Source organism: Metabacillus bambusae, assembly GCF_017497975.1.
GTDB classification, from domain to species: Bacteria; Bacillota; Bacilli; order Bacillales; family Bacillaceae; genus Metabacillus; species Metabacillus bambusae.
Map to the genome: position 1 here is coordinate 353,271 of NZ_JAGDEL010000001.1, position 20,676 is coordinate 373,946.

At 35.4% G+C, this 20,676-nt stretch carries 19 protein-coding genes and 2 pseudogenes; all 21 read right to left on the reverse strand.

Annotated elements, in window-relative coordinates; translation table 11 throughout:
* Positions 1–285: 285 nt before the first annotated feature.
* The 21 genes and pseudogenes from I7822_RS01575 to flhA all read right to left on the reverse strand — a co-directional run bounded on the left by I7822_RS01575 (position 286) and on the right by flhA (position 20,628).
* Entirely contained in the window at positions 286–1,989 is a 1,704-nt protein-coding gene (locus tag I7822_RS01575; protein WP_207975026.1) for a proline--tRNA ligase, read from the reverse strand.
* A gap of 140 nt (positions 1,990–2,129) precedes the next feature.
* A complete protein-coding gene (gene rseP / locus I7822_RS01580; RefSeq protein WP_207975027.1) occupies positions 2,130–3,389 on the reverse strand; it encodes an RIP metalloprotease RseP in 1,260 nt (419 codons plus the stop codon).
* A gap of 19 nt (positions 3,390–3,408) precedes the next feature.
* Entirely contained in the window at positions 3,409–4,557 is a 1,149-nt protein-coding gene (gene dxr, locus I7822_RS01585) for a 1-deoxy-D-xylulose-5-phosphate reductoisomerase (protein ID WP_207975028.1), read from the reverse strand.
* A gap of 171 nt (positions 4,558–4,728) precedes the next feature.
* The gene (locus I7822_RS01590; RefSeq protein ID WP_207975029.1) at positions 4,729–5,526 is read right to left on the reverse strand and encodes a phosphatidate cytidylyltransferase; all 798 of its coding nucleotides are present in this window, start codon (positions 5,524–5,526) and stop codon (positions 4,729–4,731) included.
* A gap of 16 nt (positions 5,527–5,542) precedes the next feature.
* On the reverse strand, positions 5,543–6,322 hold the full coding sequence (gene uppS / locus I7822_RS01595) for an undecaprenyl pyrophosphate synthase (protein WP_207975030.1): 780 nt from the start codon (positions 6,320–6,322) through the stop codon (positions 5,543–5,545).
* A 125-nt stretch (positions 6,323–6,447) separates the two neighbouring features.
* The gene (gene frr, locus I7822_RS01600; protein WP_207975031.1) at positions 6,448–7,005 is read right to left on the reverse strand and encodes a ribosome recycling factor; all 558 of its coding nucleotides are present in this window, start codon (positions 7,003–7,005) and stop codon (positions 6,448–6,450) included.
* A gap of 2 nt (positions 7,006–7,007) precedes the next feature.
* Positions 7,008–7,730: a UMP kinase gene (gene pyrH / locus I7822_RS01605; protein WP_207975032.1), complete on the reverse strand. Its 723-nt coding sequence runs from the start codon at positions 7,728–7,730 to the stop codon at positions 7,008–7,010.
* Between the two features lie 160 nt (positions 7,731–7,890).
* Positions 7,891–8,772 (reverse strand): translation elongation factor Ts, encoded by an 882-nt coding sequence (gene tsf / locus I7822_RS01610; RefSeq protein WP_207975033.1) that lies wholly within the window; start codon positions 8,770–8,772, stop codon positions 7,891–7,893.
* Positions 8,773–8,959: 187 nt separating this feature from the next.
* The gene (gene rpsB, locus I7822_RS01615; RefSeq protein ID WP_066337690.1) at positions 8,960–9,661 is read right to left on the reverse strand and encodes a 30S ribosomal protein S2; all 702 of its coding nucleotides are present in this window, start codon (positions 9,659–9,661) and stop codon (positions 8,960–8,962) included.
* A 155-nt stretch (positions 9,662–9,816) separates the two neighbouring features.
* Entirely contained in the window at positions 9,817–10,347 is a 531-nt protein-coding gene (locus I7822_RS01620) for a hypothetical protein (protein WP_207975034.1), read from the reverse strand.
* 12 nt (positions 10,348–10,359) lie between these two features.
* Positions 10,360–10,665 carry a hypothetical protein gene (locus tag I7822_RS01625; RefSeq protein ID WP_207975035.1) on the reverse strand — a complete coding sequence of 102 codons (306 nt, stop codon included), beginning with the start codon at positions 10,663–10,665 and terminating at the stop codon, positions 10,360–10,362.
* Between the two features lie 22 nt (positions 10,666–10,687).
* Positions 10,688–11,455, reverse strand: coding sequence for a FliA/WhiG family RNA polymerase sigma factor (locus I7822_RS01630; protein ID WP_207975036.1), 768 nt, complete (start codon positions 11,453–11,455; stop codon positions 10,688–10,690).
* Between the two features lie 42 nt (positions 11,456–11,497).
* A complete protein-coding gene (locus tag I7822_RS01635; protein ID WP_207975233.1) occupies positions 11,498–11,995 on the reverse strand; it encodes a chemotaxis protein CheD in 498 nt (165 codons plus the stop codon).
* Positions 11,988–12,629: a chemotaxis protein CheC gene (locus tag I7822_RS01640; RefSeq protein ID WP_207975037.1), complete on the reverse strand. Its 642-nt coding sequence runs from the start codon at positions 12,627–12,629 to the stop codon at positions 11,988–11,990. Before I7822_RS01640 ends, I7822_RS01635 begins: the two co-directional genes overlap by 8 nt.
* Before the next feature lie 10 nt (positions 12,630–12,639).
* Positions 12,640–13,101 carry a chemotaxis protein CheW gene (locus tag I7822_RS01645; protein WP_207975038.1) on the reverse strand — a complete coding sequence of 154 codons (462 nt, stop codon included), beginning with the start codon at positions 13,099–13,101 and terminating at the stop codon, positions 12,640–12,642.
* Positions 13,102–13,407: 306 nt separating this feature from the next.
* Positions 13,408–15,003, reverse strand: a pseudogene (locus I7822_RS01650) (chemotaxis protein CheA); the annotation flags it as partial.
* A gap of 219 nt (positions 15,004–15,222) precedes the next feature.
* A pseudogene (locus I7822_RS30555) lies at positions 15,223–15,453 on the reverse strand (Hpt domain-containing protein); the annotation flags it as partial.
* A 13-nt stretch (positions 15,454–15,466) separates the two neighbouring features.
* Positions 15,467–16,561, reverse strand: a complete 1,095-nt coding sequence (locus I7822_RS01655; protein ID WP_207975040.1) for a protein-glutamate methylesterase/protein-glutamine glutaminase — start codon at positions 16,559–16,561, stop codon at positions 15,467–15,469.
* A gap of 6 nt (positions 16,562–16,567) precedes the next feature.
* Positions 16,568–17,431 (reverse strand): MinD/ParA family protein, encoded by an 864-nt coding sequence (locus I7822_RS01660; protein WP_207975041.1) that lies wholly within the window; start codon positions 17,429–17,431, stop codon positions 16,568–16,570.
* Positions 17,432–17,437: 6 nt separating this feature from the next.
* Positions 17,438–18,595 (reverse strand): flagellar biosynthesis GTPase FlhF, encoded by a 1,158-nt coding sequence (gene flhF / locus I7822_RS01665; RefSeq protein ID WP_207975042.1) that lies wholly within the window; start codon positions 18,593–18,595, stop codon positions 17,438–17,440.
* On the reverse strand, positions 18,592–20,628 hold the full coding sequence (gene flhA / locus I7822_RS01670) for a flagellar biosynthesis protein FlhA (protein ID WP_207975043.1): 2,037 nt from the start codon (positions 20,626–20,628) through the stop codon (positions 18,592–18,594). The genes flhF and flhA overlap by 4 nt, the downstream gene beginning before the upstream one ends.
* Positions 20,629–20,676 lie beyond the last annotated feature (48 nt).

Genomic DNA, 20,676 nt, shown 5'->3' on the forward strand with positions numbered 1-20,676 from the left:
ACTTTGTTGCTATTTACCCAGAATTGATGTGTGGTTGATTTCCGCTGCAGGCGTTAGCTCCAATCTACATAGTGCGAAAATCAACAGTGAGCTTAAACAGAGCCTAACATTTTAAAATATAAATGAAATTAGTTTTATCACAACTGAAGAGGCTGCCTCATTTATAGACTAATGCCTTTATATACACTTAGTATATAAAGGCTTGTCTATTACTTTCGAGTCAGCCTCTTCTCGTTATTGCTCTTGTATTATTTTATCATGGTTTATTCCTTGCTGTAACCTTTTTTAGTTTCCAAGTATTTGCTTCACTTTTTCATGAAGTTCATCAACTGAAACTTCAAATGATTCACCAGTCTTACGAATTTTCACTTCTACTATACCCTCTTCTGCTTTCTTTCCAACAGTCACACGTAATGGTAAACCAATAAGGTCTGAATCTGCAAATTTGACTCCTACTCGCTCAGCGCGGTCATCAATTAGGACCTCATATCCACTTTGAGTAAATTCAGTGTATAGTTTTTCAGCTAAATCCTTTTGTGAATCATTTTTAACGTTTACAGGTATAACATGGATTTGGAATGGTGCAACTGATTCAGGCCATACGATCCCATTTTCGTCATTATGCTGCTCAATAATAGCCGCTAATGTTCTTGAAACACCTATTCCATAGCAACCCATAATCATAGGCTGCGTGCGGCCGTTTTCATCTAAGAACGTTGCATTCATTGACTCACTATATCTAGTGCCTAGTTTAAACACGTGACCAACTTCAATCCCTTTAGCAAATTTAATAGTACCTTCACCATCTGGAGATATGTCCCCTTCTTGGATAAAGCGTAGATCAGCTAATTGTGTAATCTTGGCATCACGCTCAATGTTTACACCCTGAAAATGGAATTGTTCTTCATTTGCTCCACAAACTCCATTAACTACTGAAGAAATTGCATGATCTGCTACAACTTCTACATCTTCAGAGACATTAATAGGTCCAATAAAGCCTGGAACACATTTTAAAGCCTTTATTGTCTCTTCTGCTGTTGCTAATTCTACAACTGAAGCACCAAATAGATTTTTCACCTTAATGTCATTTACCTCATGATCGCCACGAACTAAGACTAAAACAAATTTATCATCAACCTTGAAAAGAACGGATTTAATGCATGATTCCTTTGAAACATTTAAAAACGTTGAAATTTCTTCAATTGTTTTTTGATCAGGTGTTTCAATTTTTACCAATTCTTTTTGTTCCTCTGTACTTTTTTCATAAGTAGCAATGACAGGTGCCATTTCAATGTTTGCAGCATATTGAGAGGTATCAGAGTAAGCAATTGTATCTTCGCCGATATCAGATAACACCATGAATTCATGTGTATCAGTACCACCCATAGCTCCTGAATCTGCAATAACAGCCCTAAAGTCTAGGCCGCAACGAGAAAAAATATTTTGATAAGCGGTAAACATTTTTACATAGACTTCATCCAAGCTTTCGTGTGTGGCATGGAAAGAATATGCATCCTTCATAAGAAATTCTCGACCTCGCAAAACACCAAAACGAGGTCGTTTTTCATCACGAAACTTTGTCTGAATTTGATATAAGGAAAGCGGAAGTCGCTTATAAGATTTAATTTCATCACGAACTAAGCTTGTAATCATCTCTTCGTGTGTTGCACCTAAAGCAAATTCACGCTTATGTCGATCTTTTAACCTCATTAGCTCAGGGCCATATGAATACCAACGTCCAGATTCCTGCCAAAGCTCAGCTTGTTGCAGTGCTGGCATTAATAATTCAGATGCTCCAGCATTATTCATTTCTTCGCGTACAATTTGTTCGATTTTCTTTAATACTTTATGTGCCAATGGTAAGTAGCTATATACACCACTTGTATTTTGTCTTGTAAATCCAGCCCGTAGCATAAGCTGATGACTTTTTACTTCAGCATCAGCAGGAACTTCTCTAAGAGTAGGAATAAACGTCATACTTTGTTTCATTACGAGCACCTCTATTTTTATTTAAACTAGTTTCACCTAATTAGGTTACTATATTATCATTCATATTTCCCCATGTAAGTTGCTAAATCTTTAAAAGACGAGTTCGATGAATAACCGATTCCAATTTCAATCGTATATTCTTATAAGAATAAACGTTGAATGTCATTCCATGTAACAACAAGCATCAATAGCATTAATAACGAAAAACCAATAAAATGAACAACCCCTTCTTTTTGTCGATCAATTGGTTTCCCTCTTAACGCTTCAATAAATAAGAATAATAAACGTCCACCATCAAGAGCTGGAAGGGGCAATAAGTTGACTATTCCTAAATTGATACTTAAAAGTGCTGCCCATCTTAACAAGTTCAATGTACCAGATTCAGCAACCTGATCTGTCATATCGTAAATACCAACTGGGCCTGATAGCATATCAATAGAAAATTGACCTGTTACTAGCTTCCCAAAACCAATTAATATTTCTTTTGTCCAAGTGTATGTTTCAATAAATCCATATTTTATAGAGCTACTAAACGATTTATCTACGGGATTATAGGCACCAATACGTCCTATTGTCTCTTCACCGACTTTTGTTGCTTCAGGTACTACTTCAAATGAAAGGATTTCTCCACTACGTTCAACTTCAAAGGTTAATTCCTTGTCAGGGTTTTCTTGAATAATATTTACTACTTCCTCCCAAGAAGAAGTAGATTGTCCTTCAATCGACTGAATAACATCACCTTCAAGTAAACCAGCTTCTTTTGCAGATCCGTCATCAGTTAATATACCTAATTTGGGATCATCAACAGGAGCACCTTGCAATAATCCTAATGAAAACAAAATGACAAATGCAAGCAGAAAATTCATTAATGGTCCTGCAAAAATCGCTGCAATTCGCTGTCCAACTTTCTTCGACTGGAATTGACGATTATATGGAGCAATTTGGATTTCTTGACCATCAACAATAAAATAAGATGTTTCACTAACATCGAATCGTTTTATATATTCTTCTTCCCCAAATTCATAGCCGGAAATAAACATGCTATGTTCTAAATCTGCGTTCTCCACCTCAATAATTCGTGCCTGAGGGTATTTTTCTTTATTATTTAAAATAATTTTTTCAACTTTATTTTCTTTATTGAAAAGTAATCCTACGTTATGGCCAGGCTTTACCTCAATCACTTCAGGATCCTCGCCAGCCATTCTTACAAAACCACCTATAGGTAATAAACGTATCGTATAAACCGTTTCATTCTTTTTAAAAGACAAGATTTTCGGTCCAAAACCAATTGCAAATTCACGGCATAATATCCCAGCTCGATTAGCTAGAAGTAAATGTCCTAGCTCATGAAAAAAGACAAGAGCACCAAAAATGAGGACAAACGCTATCACTGTATTCACCTTGTATGACCACCTTTATCTAGATTAAAGTTTGTACAAAATTTCGTGTTAGTTGATCAACTTCTTGAATCTGCTCCAAACTAGGGTTTGCGATGCTCTCATGCTTATCTAACGATCTTTCAATTAATTCCTCGATTTGAAGAAACGTAATCTCTCCACTTAAAAATGCCGCCACAGCTTCTTCATTTGCAGCATTTAAAACCGTTGGCATCGTTCCTCCTATTTTACCTGAATCAAACGCATATTGTAAGCATCGGAACCTGGTAAAATCCGCTTTTTCAAAATGTAATTTTCCAATTTCCCAAAGCTCTAACCTTTTCGCTTCTTTTAAAGGTAATCTCTCGGGATATGTTAATGCATATTGTATAGGAACTCTCATATCTGGTGTCCCTAGTTGAGCAATGATGCTGCGATCGTGAAACTCAACTAAAGAATGAATAATACTTTCTTTATGTAATAAGACATCAATTTTGTCATAAGGCAAATTGAATAACCAGTGTGCTTCAATTACCTCTAAGCCTTTATTCATCATCGTAGCTGAGTCTATCGTTATCTTTGCACCCATAGACCAATTTGGGTGATTCAATGCTTGGTCCACCGTTACATCTACAAGGTCTTCCCTTTTTCGATCACGGAAACTACCTCCAGATGCGGTTATGATCAAGCGGTCTATCGATTTGAAACTCTCACCCTGCAAACATTGAAAAATCGCAGAATGCTCACTATCTACTGGCAAAATATTAACATTGTATTTTTTTGCATGCTCTGTTACTAAATGTCCGGCAGTGACAAGAGTCTCCTTATTAGCAAGTGCAATTGTTATGTTATTTTCAATGGCTTTTAAAGTTGGTATTAACCCTACACTTCCAACAACAGCATTTACTAAACACTCTACTCCATCATAAATTGCTGCTTCAATAAGGGCCTCTTCACCATATCCTAATTTAACATCTTGACTTGAAAACTCACTCTTAAGATGTTCATATGTTTCTTTATCTTTAACTGCAACAAATTCAGGCTTGAATTTGTTGATAATGTCGCTTCCAGATTTATAATTTCTTCCGAAAGACATTGCAACTAGCTTAAACTCTTCAGGGTGTGATTCAATGACATCTAGAGTTTGAATCCCTATTGAACCTGTAGCCCCTAACAAACTAATCTTTTTCACGAAGTCACTTCCAATCAAATTAAGAAATGCTCAGAGCGCCTTGTCTAATCTCGGTATAGACCTTCGAAGTAAAGAACGTAACATTTATAGCTGTTCCTGTGATATAAACGTTCATTGGTGTCGAAAGCCACGGCGCTAGAGCTAGACATAAAAATTAGGTAAAAATGTTTTTCAAAACAGTAACCTTAAGAAATGTAAAATTGGTAAAACAAATAATAAGCTATCAAAACGGTCTAATATCCCGCCATGTCCTGGAAGGATATTACCTGAATCTTTTACTTGATAATGGCGTTTTAATGCAGATTCAACAAGATCACCAATTTGTCCAAAAATAGAAAGGAAAATGGTCATGAAAGTAACTGTTACATAGTTATAATCAAGAACCCCTGTGAAATAATGGTAGATCCATGCAAAAATAACTGCAAATAGAACACCGCCAACTGCACCTTCAATTGTTTTATTAGGACTGATTTCAGGCCAAAGCTTGTTTTTCCCCATTGCACGCCCAACAAAATAAGCTCCTGAATCAGTTACCCATATCAATATTAATGCATAAAAAACTAGTTCTAGACCATATATATTTCTTGTTTCAATGAAAAAATAAAAACCAATCCCCAGATAAAAAATGGCAATGACAACAAAGCCAACATCGTCAAAAGTAAATTTATTTTTCGTTACAACAGTATAGGTTAATAACAATAGCAAAGCCAATAAAGCAAATTCAGACTTTGAAAAACTAACACCGTCTAGTATTTTTATATAAGAAGTTGGGATCAATAGAACCCATAAAATTAATAAACTAACTAGTCCCGGTATACTTGCTAATGAAATGTTTTTCATTTTTAAAAGCTCATATAGTGCAATTGATGCTAATAAATAAACAAATATTGTGAACGGGAGCTCCCCGTAAATGACAAATGGAAGAAAAATAGCTGCAGCTAATACTGCAGTTAATATTCGTTGTTTCATTGTATTTCATCACCTTTTATACGCCGCCAAATCTGCGCCCTCTTTGTTGGTATGTGTAAATAGCTTGAAGTAAGTTTTGTTCGTTAAAGTCTGGCCAAAGCACATCAGTAAACCAAAATTCTGTGTAAGCTAACTGCCAAAGCATAAAATTACTTAGTCTTATTTCACCACTTGTACGTATTAATAAGTCAGGGTCATGTAATGACTGTGTCATTAAATAGTCAGAAAATAGGCTTTCGTTTATTGCTGTTTCTTCGATTCGTCCTTCTTTAACATCTTGGGTAATTTTTTGGACAGCAGAAATGATTTCTGCTCGACTTCCGTAGTTTAATGCAAAATTCAGAATAAGCCCCTTGTTATTCGCAGTATCACTCATAGCTTTTTCTACAGCTCTTAATGTGTGTGCAGGAAGTCTATTTTTATCACCTATAATTCGGACTTGTACATTTTCTTCAATTAGTTCAGGTAAGTAAGTATTTAAAAATTCTTCTGGAAGCTTCATTAAAAAATCTACTTCTGTTTTAGGTCTTTTCCAATTCTCAGTTGAAAAAGCATATAGTGTAAGTACTTTAACACCAAGATCATTTGCTTGTTTGGTAATCTTTCGTACAACTTTCATTCCTTCATGATGACCAGCTATCCTTGGAAGTGCGCGTTTTTTTGCCCATCTACCATTTCCATCCATGATAATCGCAATATGTTTAGGGATTTCTCCTTTTTCTATATCCTCTTTAGCAATCGATTGTTCATTTGTGGCTTGGGAACTACCTTTCCACTTTTTTAATAAGTTGAGCATGTGATTCCTCCATCACCCAATAATTCATGATCTCTTTTTACCATGATGACGTTAACAGTATTAACAAAAAAACCCCCTGTAAACATTAGAGGGTTTTTCACTTTTCTATTGTACCTATTTTTTCATTAAACTTCCATGATTTCTTTTTCTTTATCTTTTGCAACCTGATCAACTTTAACAATATAATCATCTGTTAATTTTTGAACATTCTCAGTGTTACTTCTTAATTCGTCCTCAGTGATATCACCATTTTTTTCTAGCTTTTTCAGGTCATCATTACTATCACGTCTAATATTACGAACGGCAACCTTTGCTTCTTCTGCATATTTCTTAACTAATTTCACTAGCTCTTTACGTCTTTCTTCTGTTAAAGCTGGAATAGACAAACGGATAACTGAGCCATCATTTGAAGGAGTTAAACCTAAGTCAGACTTAAGAATAGCTTTTTCGATATCACCTAAAACAGTCTTGTCATATGGTTGAATAACGAGAAGACGTGCTTCAGGTACACTAATAGAAGCAAGTTGGTTAACTGGAGTTGGAGCACCATAATAATCCATAGAAATTTTATCTAGTAAGTTTGCGCTAGCTCTACCAGCTCTTACAGATGCTAATTCTCGACTTAAAGCTGCCACTGCTTTTTCCATTTTATCTTTAGTATTCGCTAATACTTGTTTAGCCAAGGTTATTTCCCCCTAACAATTGTTCCAATATTTTCACCAGTTACGGCACGTTTAATGTTTCCTTCTTCCATTATTGAGAAGACAATTAACGGTATATCATTATCCATACATAAAGATGATGCAGTTGAATCCATCACTGCTAGACCTTCTTTTAGTACGTCTAAATAAGATAATGTTTCATATTTCACAGCATTTTTATCAATTCTAGGATCAGCGTTGTAAACACCATCAACATTATTTTTAGCCATTAAGATAACATCTGCTTCGATTTCAGCAGCACGCAAAGCTGCTGTTGTATCGGTAGAGAAATATGGATTACCAGTTCCGGCTGCAAAAATAACGACGCGTTTTTTCTCTAAGTGTCGAATCGCTTTTCTTCTTATGTATGGTTCAGCAACTTGTCTCATTTCAATAGAGGTTTGAACACGTGTCTGAATCCCTTGTGTTTCAAGACTATCTTGCAATGCTAAAGAATTCATCACAGTAGCAAGCATCCCCATGTAATCTGCAGTCGCTCGGTCCATCCCCATTTCACTACCGATTTTACCACGCCAAATGTTTCCGCCACCAACAACAACAGCTACTTCAACATCTAACTCTGCAATTTCCTTCACTTGTTTTGCGATTGATTGGATCACAGTAGGGTTAATACCAAAACCATTATCACCTGCTAATGCTTCACCACTTAATTTAAGTACTATACGTTGATATTTAGGATTACTCATATTTACCTCCAACTCTGTTCCTTATAAGAAAAAGCGCAAATCGGCTACTGCCTATATATATCTCCAAAAGAAGGGAACACAGCCTGTGTTCCCTCTTCCATTTTTTTGATCATATACACTTATATTCTAAGAATTTAGAATAAGTGCTAGATAGCAAAAATTATTTTTTAACTTGACTCATTACTTCTTCAGCAAAGTTGTCTTGACGCTTTTCGATACCTTCTCCAACTTCATAACGGATAAATGTTTTTACAGTACCGCCTTTTGACTCGACAAATTGTTTAACTTTTTGATCTGGATCTTTAACGAAGCTTTGATCAAGTAAGCAAATATCCTCAAAATATTTACCTAAACGGCCTTCAACCATCTTAGCTACGATATTTTCAGGCTTGCCTTCGTTAAGAGCTTGTTCAGTTAAAATTTTACGTTCATGTTCAGCTTCTTCAGCAGAAACTTGATCACGAGAAACATACTTAGGATTAACAGCAGCGATATGCATAGCTACATCTTTAGCAGCATCTTCATTAGTAGTTCCTTCTAATAATGTTAGAACACCAATACGGCCTCCCATGTGTAAGTAAGCACCAAATGCATCGCTATCAGTTTTAGTTACAATTGTAAAACGGCGAAGAGTGATTTTTTCACCAATTTTAGCAATTGCTGAGTTAATGTAATCTCCAACAGTTGTACCACTGTCCATTGTTTCTGCTAATGCAGCATCAACATCAGCTGGTTTTTTAGTTAATAAGAAATCAGCTAACCCATTGATTAATTCTTTAAAGCCTTCGTTTTTCGCTACGAAGTCAGTTTCAGAGTTAACTTCTAAAATAACTGCCTCATTACCGTTAACTTTTACTAATGTAGATCCTTCTGCTGCAATACGGTCAGCTTTTTTAGCTGCTTTTGCAATACCTTTTTCACGAAGGTAATCAATTGCTTGATCCATGTCTCCGTTTGTTTCAGTTAACGCCTTTTTACAATCCATCATTCCAGCGCCAGTTTTTTCACGTAGTTCTTTTACCATTTGTGCAGTTACTGCCATAACGGTATTCCTCCTTAAGGTCAATTGTTTTATCGTATAGAATCTTTTGTTCTTTAGAAAACTTACATATTAAGCTTAGGTGCCTTATTTGCCTGTGGCTAATTAAGTCGCTTACGCTTTTGTACTTTATGTAACTTGCTTAAAAAAAGGTGATAAAAGGTCAATTCCCCTTATCACCTTTTGCACATTAAGCAGGTGTTGTTTCTTCACCTTGTTTAGATTCTAAAATTGCATCTGCAATTTTTGCAGTAAGAAGCTTAACAGCGCGAATTGCATCATCATTTGCAGGGATTACGTAATCAATTTCATCTGGATCACAGTTTGTATCAACGATACCAACGATCGGGATGTTTAATTTACGAGCTTCCGCTACTGCGATACGCTCTTTACGAGGATCAATAATAAATAATGCATCTGGTAATTGCTTCATGTCTTTAATTCCACCTAGGAATTTTTCAAGACGCTCAAGCTCTTTGTTAAGTTGAACAACTTCTTTTTTAGGAAGGACTTCAAAAGTTCCATCTTCCTGCATTCTTTGAATATCTTTTAAACGTTTAATACGTTTTTGGATTGTTTCAAAGTTTGTTAACGTACCACCTAACCAACGTTGGTTAACAAAGTACATTCCAGAACGTTCTGCTTCTTCTTTAACAGAGTCTTGTGCTTGTTTTTTTGTACCAACGAATAGGATTGTACCACCTTCAGCTCCAAGTTCCTTAACGAATTTGTAAGCTTCTTCAACCTTTTTAACTGTCTTTTGAAGGTCGATAATGTAGATACCGTTACGCTCAGTAAAGATGTAACGTTTCATTTTTGGGTTCCAACGGCGTGTTTGGTGACCGAAGTGAACACCAGCTTCAAGCAATTGCTTCATAGAAATAACTGACATGTGTTTGTTCCTCCTAATGGTTTTGTTCTCCTCCGCTTATATCATCTTTAAGCATAACTGTTACTAACAGCACCAATGCTTAAATCTATAAACGTGTGTAATAACACCAAAAATTAATATACCATATTGAAATATGACAATCAAGGATATATTGACTACTTTTGACGAAATTTAAGAAGAAGCTCTATTTCGGTCTTCCCCTTACTTAATTTTTTAGCAATCTGTTCAACAGTATGACCGTTTTCATAAAGTTTTATAGCATGAATTTCAAAAGGAAGATTTTTTTTCTGTTCTGGTTTACTGATTTCAACAATATCTTCGATTTCATTAAGCTGAGAAAAGTAGTCAGGTAGATCCTCCTCTAGAGGTTCTTCCGGTACTATATTATTCGTATGAATCATCGTGGAGTTGGCTATGTGATGATTGCTCTCATTTGTCTTCTCGTCCAACTCTTTTCTATCGTGATTATAATGTGCAGAGCCTTGTTTAAAATGCTGGATCAGTCTTTCGTTCTCTTCCTTCATCTCAATTAAAAAGCTTGTCATTGAAGTTTCCGTTTCATCAAGGATAGCCCTTTGAGACTTTGAAAGATCTTTAATAGTTGAATATTTTGTATATAAAACGACGATAAAATAAAAAGCTACTACATGGAGTAGTAAACTTATCAATAGCAATATTGTAGTCATAGACATCCTCTCTTAACCAAAAAAATCGATTTTTTTCCCTTTATAAGGATGGTCAGGATTCTCATCTTGTTTTTGTTCCTTTTTCCTTTTTTTCTGATTGTGCTGTTGATGTTGCTCAGAGCTTTCCTTTTTTAGATGTAATTTCTCACTATCACTATTTTCTTGCACTTGTGATCTTTTTATGTCAGATTCTTTTTGAAATGAATTAGCCAGCTGTTCCTGAGCTAGCTGGCTTCTTTGATTTAGTTGCTCCTGTAGCTTTCCAGCATCATGTGTACGTGGGAGGGCAATTTGCATTTCAATATTCCTAAGGCTCACATTCACTCACACCTGACTAATGTTAATGAATCACATTTTCCAATATTTTTCTTAATTTAAATAAAGCTTTTGAATGAATTTGTGAAATTCTTGAAGTTGATAAGTTCATAACTTGTCCAATTTCAGTTAAGGTTAATTCTTCTTTGTAAAAAAAGCTAATCACAAGCTGTTCTTTCTCACTTAACTGGGTAATCACTTCAGATAATTGTCCAATTAATTCATCTTTAAGAATTTTATCTTCAGGAGTGTGCTGATGTTCATCTTTAATCGTAAACCCGATGCCTTCTCCATCATCTTGATCAAAAAGCTGATCGTCGATGGAAAGGACATTCGCAAAAAAACCTTCATTTATGACGCTTACGACTTCACCTTCAGAAAGTCCTAACTCAGTGGCAATTTCTTTTGAAGAAACATTTCTTAGATGCTTTTGCTCTAATTTCTCGATAGTTGCTTCAACACGTTTTGCTTTTTCTCTAGAACTACGTGGTAACCAATCTTCTTTTCTTAACCCATCAATAATTGCTCCCCTTACTCGGAAAGACGCATACGTATCAAATTTCAAATCTCTATTTGGATCAAACTTTTCTAAAGCATCGTATAAGCCAAATAAGCCTAAACTCATTAAATCATCCTTACTTACACTTTTAGGAAGCCCCACAGAAATCCTCTGTACATGATAAGAAACAAGGGGCATGTATCTTTTTATGAGAACATCGCCAGCATTGGTGTCACGTACATCTATCCATTTTTGCCATATCACTTGTTCTTCATTTAATGTTAATTGAGTCATTTTGATCCCCCACACCAAGAATTGTAAACATACCTCTATTATTCAAATCACTTTTGTACCTTGATTTACTGTTCTTATCATCAATTCACATGTTTTCGGGTCAAATTCGATTGTTCTACCACTATTACCGCCAACATCTTCACTTAATAGAGTGATGTTATACCTTTTTAGCTGTTGCTTAATTGCTTCTACATTTCTTGGACCAATTCTCATCATGTCATTAGACGATTGAAATTGAAACATCTGTGCACCGCCAGCCATTTTAGCTTGTAGTGATCTTACCCTAGCTCCTGATTCTACTAATCTATCCATTAGCTGTGGTATGGCAGTATCAGCGTATTTAGCATGGTTCATAGAGCCTTTATTTGCGAGAGAAGAGTCCGGAAGCATGATATGTGCCAAACCTGCTACTTCGTTTACCTTGTCAAATAATATCAAACCGACACAAGAACCTAATCCTGAGGTTCTAATTTGATTAGGTGACTTAGCTACATTAAGCTCTGCAATTCCTACTTTTATTATTTCTTTAGATTTAGTCATCATCTGTTACACCTAATGCGTCAAAGAGTATTTTAAATGAGGCTGGATCTGGTAATAGAAAAAAGTGACCTTTAACTGTATCAACTTCTTGCTGATCTTCTTCTTTAATTACTGTGTCAATAATAATTGCATAATCACTCACTTGAGATAATTCAATCAATCCATGACTAATCACTGCTCCAAACATATCGAATGATAGAGCAGGTACAGAAGGATAGAGATGTAAATCAGTGAGGTCAGATAATGATGAAAGATATGATCCAGTTAATATATTTCCAAGCTCCTGAAAAGCAGATAACCCAATTTCATCATAAGTTGATTGTCTAAGGGAAAAGTTAGCATCATCAATTAATTGCTTTACAAAGCGTTCAGCTTGTTCAATGCTAAGAACAAAAAATAGAGAACCGGGAATATCGCCTTCAATTCGTAAAAAAACACTGGCAATAAAGACTTCAGGACCACCTAACCATTCTGTTAACTCATTAAAAGAAACAACTTTTACATCTGGAACTGTCATATCAATTTTTTTATTTAAAAGCTTAGAAAGGGCGGTAGCAGAGTGACCAGCTCCAATATTACCTACCTCTTTTAATACGTCTAAATGCTTAAAAGAAATACTTTTTAAAAAATCCATCTGTATGCTCCTAAACTAGTAATGAAGGCTGATTTTCAGTCTTTAATATTTCTTCTAAATCAATCATGACAATTAATCTTTTTTCTAATTTAGCTACACCTTGAATATAGTCAGAATGGACAGTGCCTACTACTTCGGGTGCTGGTTCAATAATTTCTGAATGAATATCAATTACATCATTTGCTGCATCAACTATAAAGCCTACCTCCATGTCGTCCTTGGAAACAATGATCATTCTTGTACTTTCATTCGTTGAAAGTTTTTCTAGACCGAGACGTTTACGTAAGTCAATTATTGGTGTAACAACACCTCTTAAATTAATGACACCTTTTATATATGGTGCTGTTCTAGGTACACGTGTAATATGTTGAACCTTTTCAATCGATTTAACTTGTTGAACAGGAATTCCATATTCCTCATCCTGTAATTGAAACACAATTACTTTTACATCTTCTGACATGTATTCACTCATTGGAAAGACCCCTTTCTTAGTAATGCAGAATGCCTTAGTTAGCCCCGACAAGTATAAGAAAATAATAGCTAGAAGGTATTCTCACCTTCCATTCATTAGTAGCTTAAGCCCTAGATAAAAATGGTTGTTTTTTTCCTTTTACTATTAAACTTGGTTGTTGATTTCCGCTGCAGACGTTCACTTTCAGCGGGCGGCCCGTGCTCCTCCCGCAGGAGTCTCACGTATCCGTTTCAATCAACAAAGTACAAAAATCAACAGTGAACTTTAACAGAGCCTTCCCTTTACAGGCTAGACACAAACAATCCCCTATATTATTAAAGAATTACAATCAATAATTAGAGCTACTTGCCCATCTCCTAAAATTGTTGCACCTGAAATAGCAAAAACTGAATTCAAATAATTCCCGAGTGATTTTAGAACGATTTCCTGTTGCCCGATGAACGAATCCACTACTAACGCAGCCATTTTATCACCTTTTCGGACAATTATTAAGGAAACAAAATCTTCATTTTGATTTTCCATTGGTACTTCAAAGATCTCGCTCAAGAATACTAACGGAACAATTTTCCCGCGATAATCAATGACCTTCTGATTATGTGCTTGAAGAATTTCTTCCTTTTTAATAACTGCTGTTTCAATAATAGAAGATAGTGGGATTGCATATTTTTCATTTTGTAATTCCACAAGCATCACTGAGATAATTGATAAAGTAAGCGGAAGCTGAATTGAGAATAAGGATCCTTTTCCTTCCTCAGCATCAATTGATACAGAGCCACCAAGTGATTCAATTGTACTTTTAACAACATCTAGACCTACTCCACGACCTGATATATCTGAGATTTGATCGGCAGTAGAAAAACCAGAAGAAAAGATAAGCTCATAAACCTGTTTGTCAGTTAAGGTTGCTGCTGTTTGTTCAGTAACAACCCCTCTGTCAAGGGCCTTCTTTAGAACTCGATCACGATTTATTCCTGCACCATCATCTTCGATTTCTATGAATACATGATTTCCACTATGATAAGCCCTTAAAACTACATTTCCTTCTTCTGTTTTCCCATTTTTCACTCGAACATCTGGCATCTCAATACCATGATCAATTGCATTTCGTAAAAGATGGACCAGTGGATCACCAATTTCATCTATGACTGTTCGATCTAATTCTGTTTCAGCACCAATAATTTCCAAGTTTATTTTTTTATTTAAATCCTTTGCAAGTTGACGAATCATACGAGGAAAACGGTTAAATACTGTCTCAACTGGAACCATTCTCATGTTTAAAATGATATTTTGAAGATCACCTGAGATTCTTGACATTCTTTCAACTGTTTCATCCAATTCGTTATTGTTTAAATCCTTTGAAATTTGCTCTAATCTCCCACGGTCAATTACAAGCTCTTCAAATAGATTCATAAGAATATCTAAGCGTTCGATGTTTACACGAATTGTTTTCGTGCTTGTTGCTGCAACTTGTTTTTTTGCAGTTTTTATACTAGCTTCTTGTCCTTGAATTTGTTCGATTTCTTCACTTTTCACCGAGCAATCATTACCATCTAAATCAGCCTGTCTGACATAAGATTGCGAGTTAGTCATATTTGAAGGATCTAAAATATGAACCTTAACCTCTTCGATTTCAGATACTTTCATAACTTTACTTTGAATATCATCGCTTGTATCTTTAGAAACTATTGCCACAGTGAATTGTGAATCGAACTTTTCATCTTCTAAAAGCTCTACAGAAGGAACAGACTTGATCACTTCACCAATTTGTTCTAAAATTTCGAAAACCATAAATACTCTGGCTGCTTTTAATAAACAATCCTCACGAAGAGAAACTGACAATTCATATGCAGTAAACCCTTGTTCTTTCGATTGTTGAATGACAGTGTATTCAAAATCATCATATTCCTGTATTGTATGATTACTAGAATCAATGTTAGTAAGTTGCTGGCTAGTATGCTCTTGACTATCCTCTTCACCATTTTCTATGGATTTTAACATGGCAACTATAGCTGATACATCCTTTTTTCCATCTCCACCTTCCGCAATGGAAAAAACCATTTCCTCAAGTGCATCAACAGAGGAAAAAACGGCATCAAACAAGGCTGGTGTTACTGAAAGCTTTTCATTTCTTATGGCATCAAGGACGTTTTCCATTTGGTGAGTTAAGCTTGCGAGGTCTTCATATCCCATAGTTGCACTCATCCCTTTAAGAGTATGAGCGGATCGAAAAATATCATTTACAATGATTAAGTCATTGGGATTCTTCTCTAAATCTAGTAATTTTTCATTACATGCTTGTAAATGCTCTTTGCTTTCTTCAATAAAAACTTCTAAATATTGATTCATATCCATAGAGTAACACCCCTTAGTTTCGTATAAAATCCATAATAGCAGTAGCTATATTTTCCAGGTGTTCAACTTTATCAACAAGGTTTGTACTAAGTGCTGATCTAGGCATACCATAAACTACAGAGGACTGCTCTGATTCTGCAATGGCATTAACAACACCCGTTAATTTAAGCTTTCTTAACCCTTCGGTCCCATCAGAGCCCATTCCAGTCATAATGACAGAAATTTTACGATAGTCCTGTAGCTTACTAATTGATTCGAACATCACATCAACAGAGGGACGATGTCCATTTCTTATATCTGATTGATCAATTTTAATTGTTAAATAGCCTCCCGATTTCATTATCTTCATATGAGAGCCACCTGGCGCAATATAAGCAATTCCATTTTGTACCTGCTCACCATTCTCGGCTTCCTTTACAGTGATAGATGAAATTGAGTTTAAGCGATTAGCTAGAGATTGAGTAAATCCAGGAGGCATGTGCTGGACAATGAGAATTGGTGCATCTATGTCTACTGGTATTTTTGACAATACTTGTTGCAACGCTCTAGGTCCTCCAGTAGAGGTACCTATACAGACAATTTTTTTTGTAAGGCTGTTTTTGTCGATAGTTATAGGACTTTTGTCTCTTCTTGAGTCTATTTTACTATATTCCATTTGTTTTAGGGGAATATTTTTTTTGTTTACTTCTTTTGACAATTTACGAACATTTGCTGACTTTGCAAGAACAACTTTTTCTATTATCTCTTGTTTTACTTTGAATAAGTCTAAAGAAATTGCTCCTGAAGGTTTTGCGATAAAATCAAATGCACCATATTGCAATGATTTTATTGTATTTTCAGCACCCTCAGTTGTTGTGCTTGATAGCATAATAATTGGTCTTGGAAATTGATCCATAATAACTTTCAATCCTTCAAGTCCGTCCATTATAGGCATTTCGATATCCATTGTGACCACATCAGGATTTAGTAACTTGACCTTCTTTATAGCATCTTGTCCATTTCTAGCAGTTCCAATGACTTCAATCTTTTCTTCTTCATTTAGAAAATCTGTAATTATTTTTCTCATGAAGGCAGAATCGTCAACTACAAGTACACGTATTTTACTCACCCTAGTTTACCTGCCTTTCATGAAGAAATATTTTAATTTTGCTATAAAAGGTTTAGCATCTTCCACATCAATTGATGACTGTCTATTTATAAAGTCATTTGCTATTTTGTTTATCGCTTTACTTGCATGGCAATTTGGCTGGTACATTAAGAAAGGTTTTTGATCAATAACTGCTTTCATGATAGTTGAATCATCAGGAATAGTACCTAACAGTGTGACTTCGCGTTTTAAAAACTGTTTCATTGTTTGTGCTAACCTATTAAAGGTAAAATCACCAATTTTACGATTAAATGCACGATTAACAACGATTGAAAATGGCATCGTTTCATGATTTACACAAATATGCTTTATAGCAGCATAAGCATCAGTCATTGATGTTGGTTCTGGAGTTGTAATAACGATTATTTCATCAACACATAGTATGAACCTTAAACTGTCTTCAGAAATCCCTGCTCCCATATCAAAAATAACAAAATCATATGCATTAAATAAAGGCTCAAGCTCTTGAATAAAACGTTGAAATATCTCTTCACTTAGTCTAAAAATTGTACCTAAACCAGTTCCTCCTGAAATATAATCAAGATTATTTGGACCTGTTGTAATGATGTCAGTTAGTGAAACATTTTTATTAAAAAAATCAACGATAGTAAGTCTAGAGCTTTCACCAATAAGAATATCAATATTACCCATGCCAATATCTAAATCAAATAATAAAACTCTTTTTTGAGCGTTTTGTAAGGCTAAAGAGAAATTCAAGGAAAAGTTAGATTTTCCAACCCCACCTTTACCACTCATAACCGCGATTGATTTCGCTTGCGTTCTCAATGTCTTTAATCGCTCTCTTAAGCTTTTTGCTTGATCATTCTCCATATCACTCTACCTCAATATCTGTTCGACTATGCGTTCTCTTGTTGCTACTTCGATATCATCGGGGACAGTTTGACCATGTGTTGTATAGGCAATACCTTTATTCGTTTTTATCATAACCTCAAACAATGATCCTCTGGTCGAAGTTTCATCGAGCTTTGTGAAAATTAGCCTATTAATTGGAAGGACTGAAAATTGCTCATAAACCGCAATCATGTCTGATGGTTTAGCCGTTGCAGCCAATACGAGAAATGTCTCCATCTCATCATTAAAATCAATAATTGATTGAAGATCTTCCACATACTGAGATTCTAAGAAATTCCTTCCAGCAGTATCGATAAAAATAAAATCATAAATATCCAGTTTTGTTTTTGCTTCTTTAAAATCATTAACACTATAACAAACTTCAATTGGAACGTTTAAAATTTTCGCATAAGTCTTTAACTGGTCAATTGCTGCTATTCTATATGTATCTGTCGTGATAAAAGCGACCTTTTTCTTTTTTTGTAATACACAATGTGCAGCAAGCTTTGCGAGAGTTGTTGTTTTCCCAACACCAGTTGGACCAATTACATTAATATATTTTTTTTGATAGGACATCCCACCAAATTCAAGCTCCTTTAACTCTTTAAGGAAGATTTCTGTTTCTTTTTCTCTTAATTGTTCAATGGTCAAGTTTCCATTAACAAGATACCAATAATCTAAAAGCTCTGACATAACCTGACCTCGTAGTGATGGATTTATCTCTTGTTTTGTCAACTGTTTTAAGATTACTTTCAGTGGCTCTGGATAAAAGTCACTTCTTTCATTAGTAGAGATTGACTGAAGTAAGCCTTTTAATTCTTTTAATTCGTCTAATACACCCTGATTATTCTCGACATTAATTGATTGAGGCACGTGTTCGTTGTGCATTACAGTTTTATTTTTTGATTTAGGAAAAGCGTTTTTTTCTTGTGTACTAGTTCGCGTTTCTCCCACTTTTTGCCGTTCTGGTTCATCTGGGTCTATGGCTGCAATCACTTCAATTTGTTTTTTTGCAAAAAGCCCTAAAAATCCACCTGAATGACTGACTTTTGAATTTAAAATAACAGCGTCATTTCCCATCTCAGAACGGATTTTTTTCATTGCTTCTTGCATTGAAGGTGCAATAAATTTCTTTACCTTCATTCGACATTCACCACCCCAACACTCTGTACTTCGACATTTGCTTCTAATTCATTATAGGATAAAATTGGCACCTGAGGAAAATAACGATCTGTAAGTTGTCTCACATACATTCTTACTGCAGGTGAACATAATAGAATTGGTGTTTGTTGCTGAAGCGAAAGCATTTCTATTTCCTTAGCTATTGCCTCAATAATCGATTGAGAAACGTCAGGACTTAATGATAAGTAATTTCCATGTTCTGTTTGTTGTACACCATCGGCAATTATTTTCTCAATTTTCCCTGATAAGGTAACCACCTTTAATTGTTGGTCTTGATCTGTATATTGAGTAGTAATTTGTTTAGCAAGAGCCTGTCTCACATACTCACCTAATAGCTCTGTATCAGAAGTCATTTTCCCAAAATCCGCCATTGTTTCAAAAATAATTGGCAGATTCCGAATAGAAACCTTTTCTCTTAAAAGCTTTGCAAGTACTTTTTGAATATCTCCTATTCCTAGTGGTGTCGGCGTTACTTCTTCTACTAAAATTGGATAGGTTTCTTTTAAATGATCAACCAACTGTTTCGTTTCTTGTCTTCCGAGCAATTCATGTGCATGTTGTTTAATAACTTCAGTGATGTGTGTTGAAACGACTGAAGGTGGATCAACAACCGTATAACCGTACATTTCAGCTGTATCCTTTATTTCTTCTGTAATCCATTTAGCAGGTAGCCCAAATGAAGGCTCGACTGTATCTATACCATCAATTGAATCGTCCTCAATTCCTGGAGCCATCGCTAAATAATGATCAAGTAAAATCTCACCTTTAGCTACTTCATTACCTTTAATTTTCAAACGGTATTCATTTGGTTGTAACTGGATATTATCACGTATTCGGACAACCGGTATAACAATTCCAAATTCGATTGCTAACTGTCTTCTTATCATGACAACCCGATCGAGGAGGTCCCCACCTTGATTTGTATCTGCAAGTGGGATCAAGCCATAACCGAATTCAAATTCGATCGGATCGATATTTAACAGATTTACAACGCTTTCCGGACTTTTCATTTCATCCATTTCAATTTCCTGCTCAATTTCTTCTTCATCTGGAACTTGTTTTTCTTTTGATCGAGAAATCATGTACCCCCCAAAACCTAGTAATCCAGCAATCGGTAAGGTTAGCAAAAGACCTATTGGAGTAAAAATACCTAATAAAAAAATGGCCCCAGCAGCTACATAAAGCATTTTAGGATATGCAAACAATTGTGCTGTAATATCACTACCCAAGTTACCTTCTGATGCTGCTCTAGTTACAACGATCCCAGTAGCAGTTGAAATTAATAATGCAGGTATTTGGCTGACAATCCCATCTCCAACTGTAAGCATCGTATAATGTGATGCTGCTTCACCAATCGCCATCCCTTTTTGCATCATGCCAATAATAATTCCAAATAGCATGTTGATCAAGACCATGATGATTCCAGCAATAGCATCCCCTTTTACAAATTTACTCGCTCCATCCATAGCTCCATAGAAATCTGCTTCATTTGCAACTTTCTCTCGGCGTTCTCTGGCTTGTTGCTCTGAAATCATACCAGCGTTTAAGTCTGCATCAATACTCATTTGCTTACCTGGCATTGCATCAAGGGTAAAACGAGCTGCAACTTCAGAGACACGCTCAGAACCTTTTGTTATTACAACAAATTGGATGACAATTAAAATAATAAAAACAACCATTCCTACAAGGATGTTTCCCCCGGTTACAAATGTACCAAACGTTTCGACAACCTTTCCTGCATCACCTTCAGCTAAAATAGCACGAGTTGTTGAAACATTTAACCCTAAACGAAATAAGGTTAAGAGTAATATTAATGAGGGAAAGATGGAAAATTGTAATGGTTCGTTCATATTCATTGACGTAAGGATAACTAACAACGCAAGAGAAATATTTATGATAATTAAAAAGCTTAACAACCAGCCTGGAAACGGGATGATAAGCATTGCTATGATTAAGATAACACTAAGTAATACGGATAAATCTCTTGCAGACATTTTTTTCTCTCCTTAAAACCAGTCAATTCTATCTTTAGCTTTCGTGCA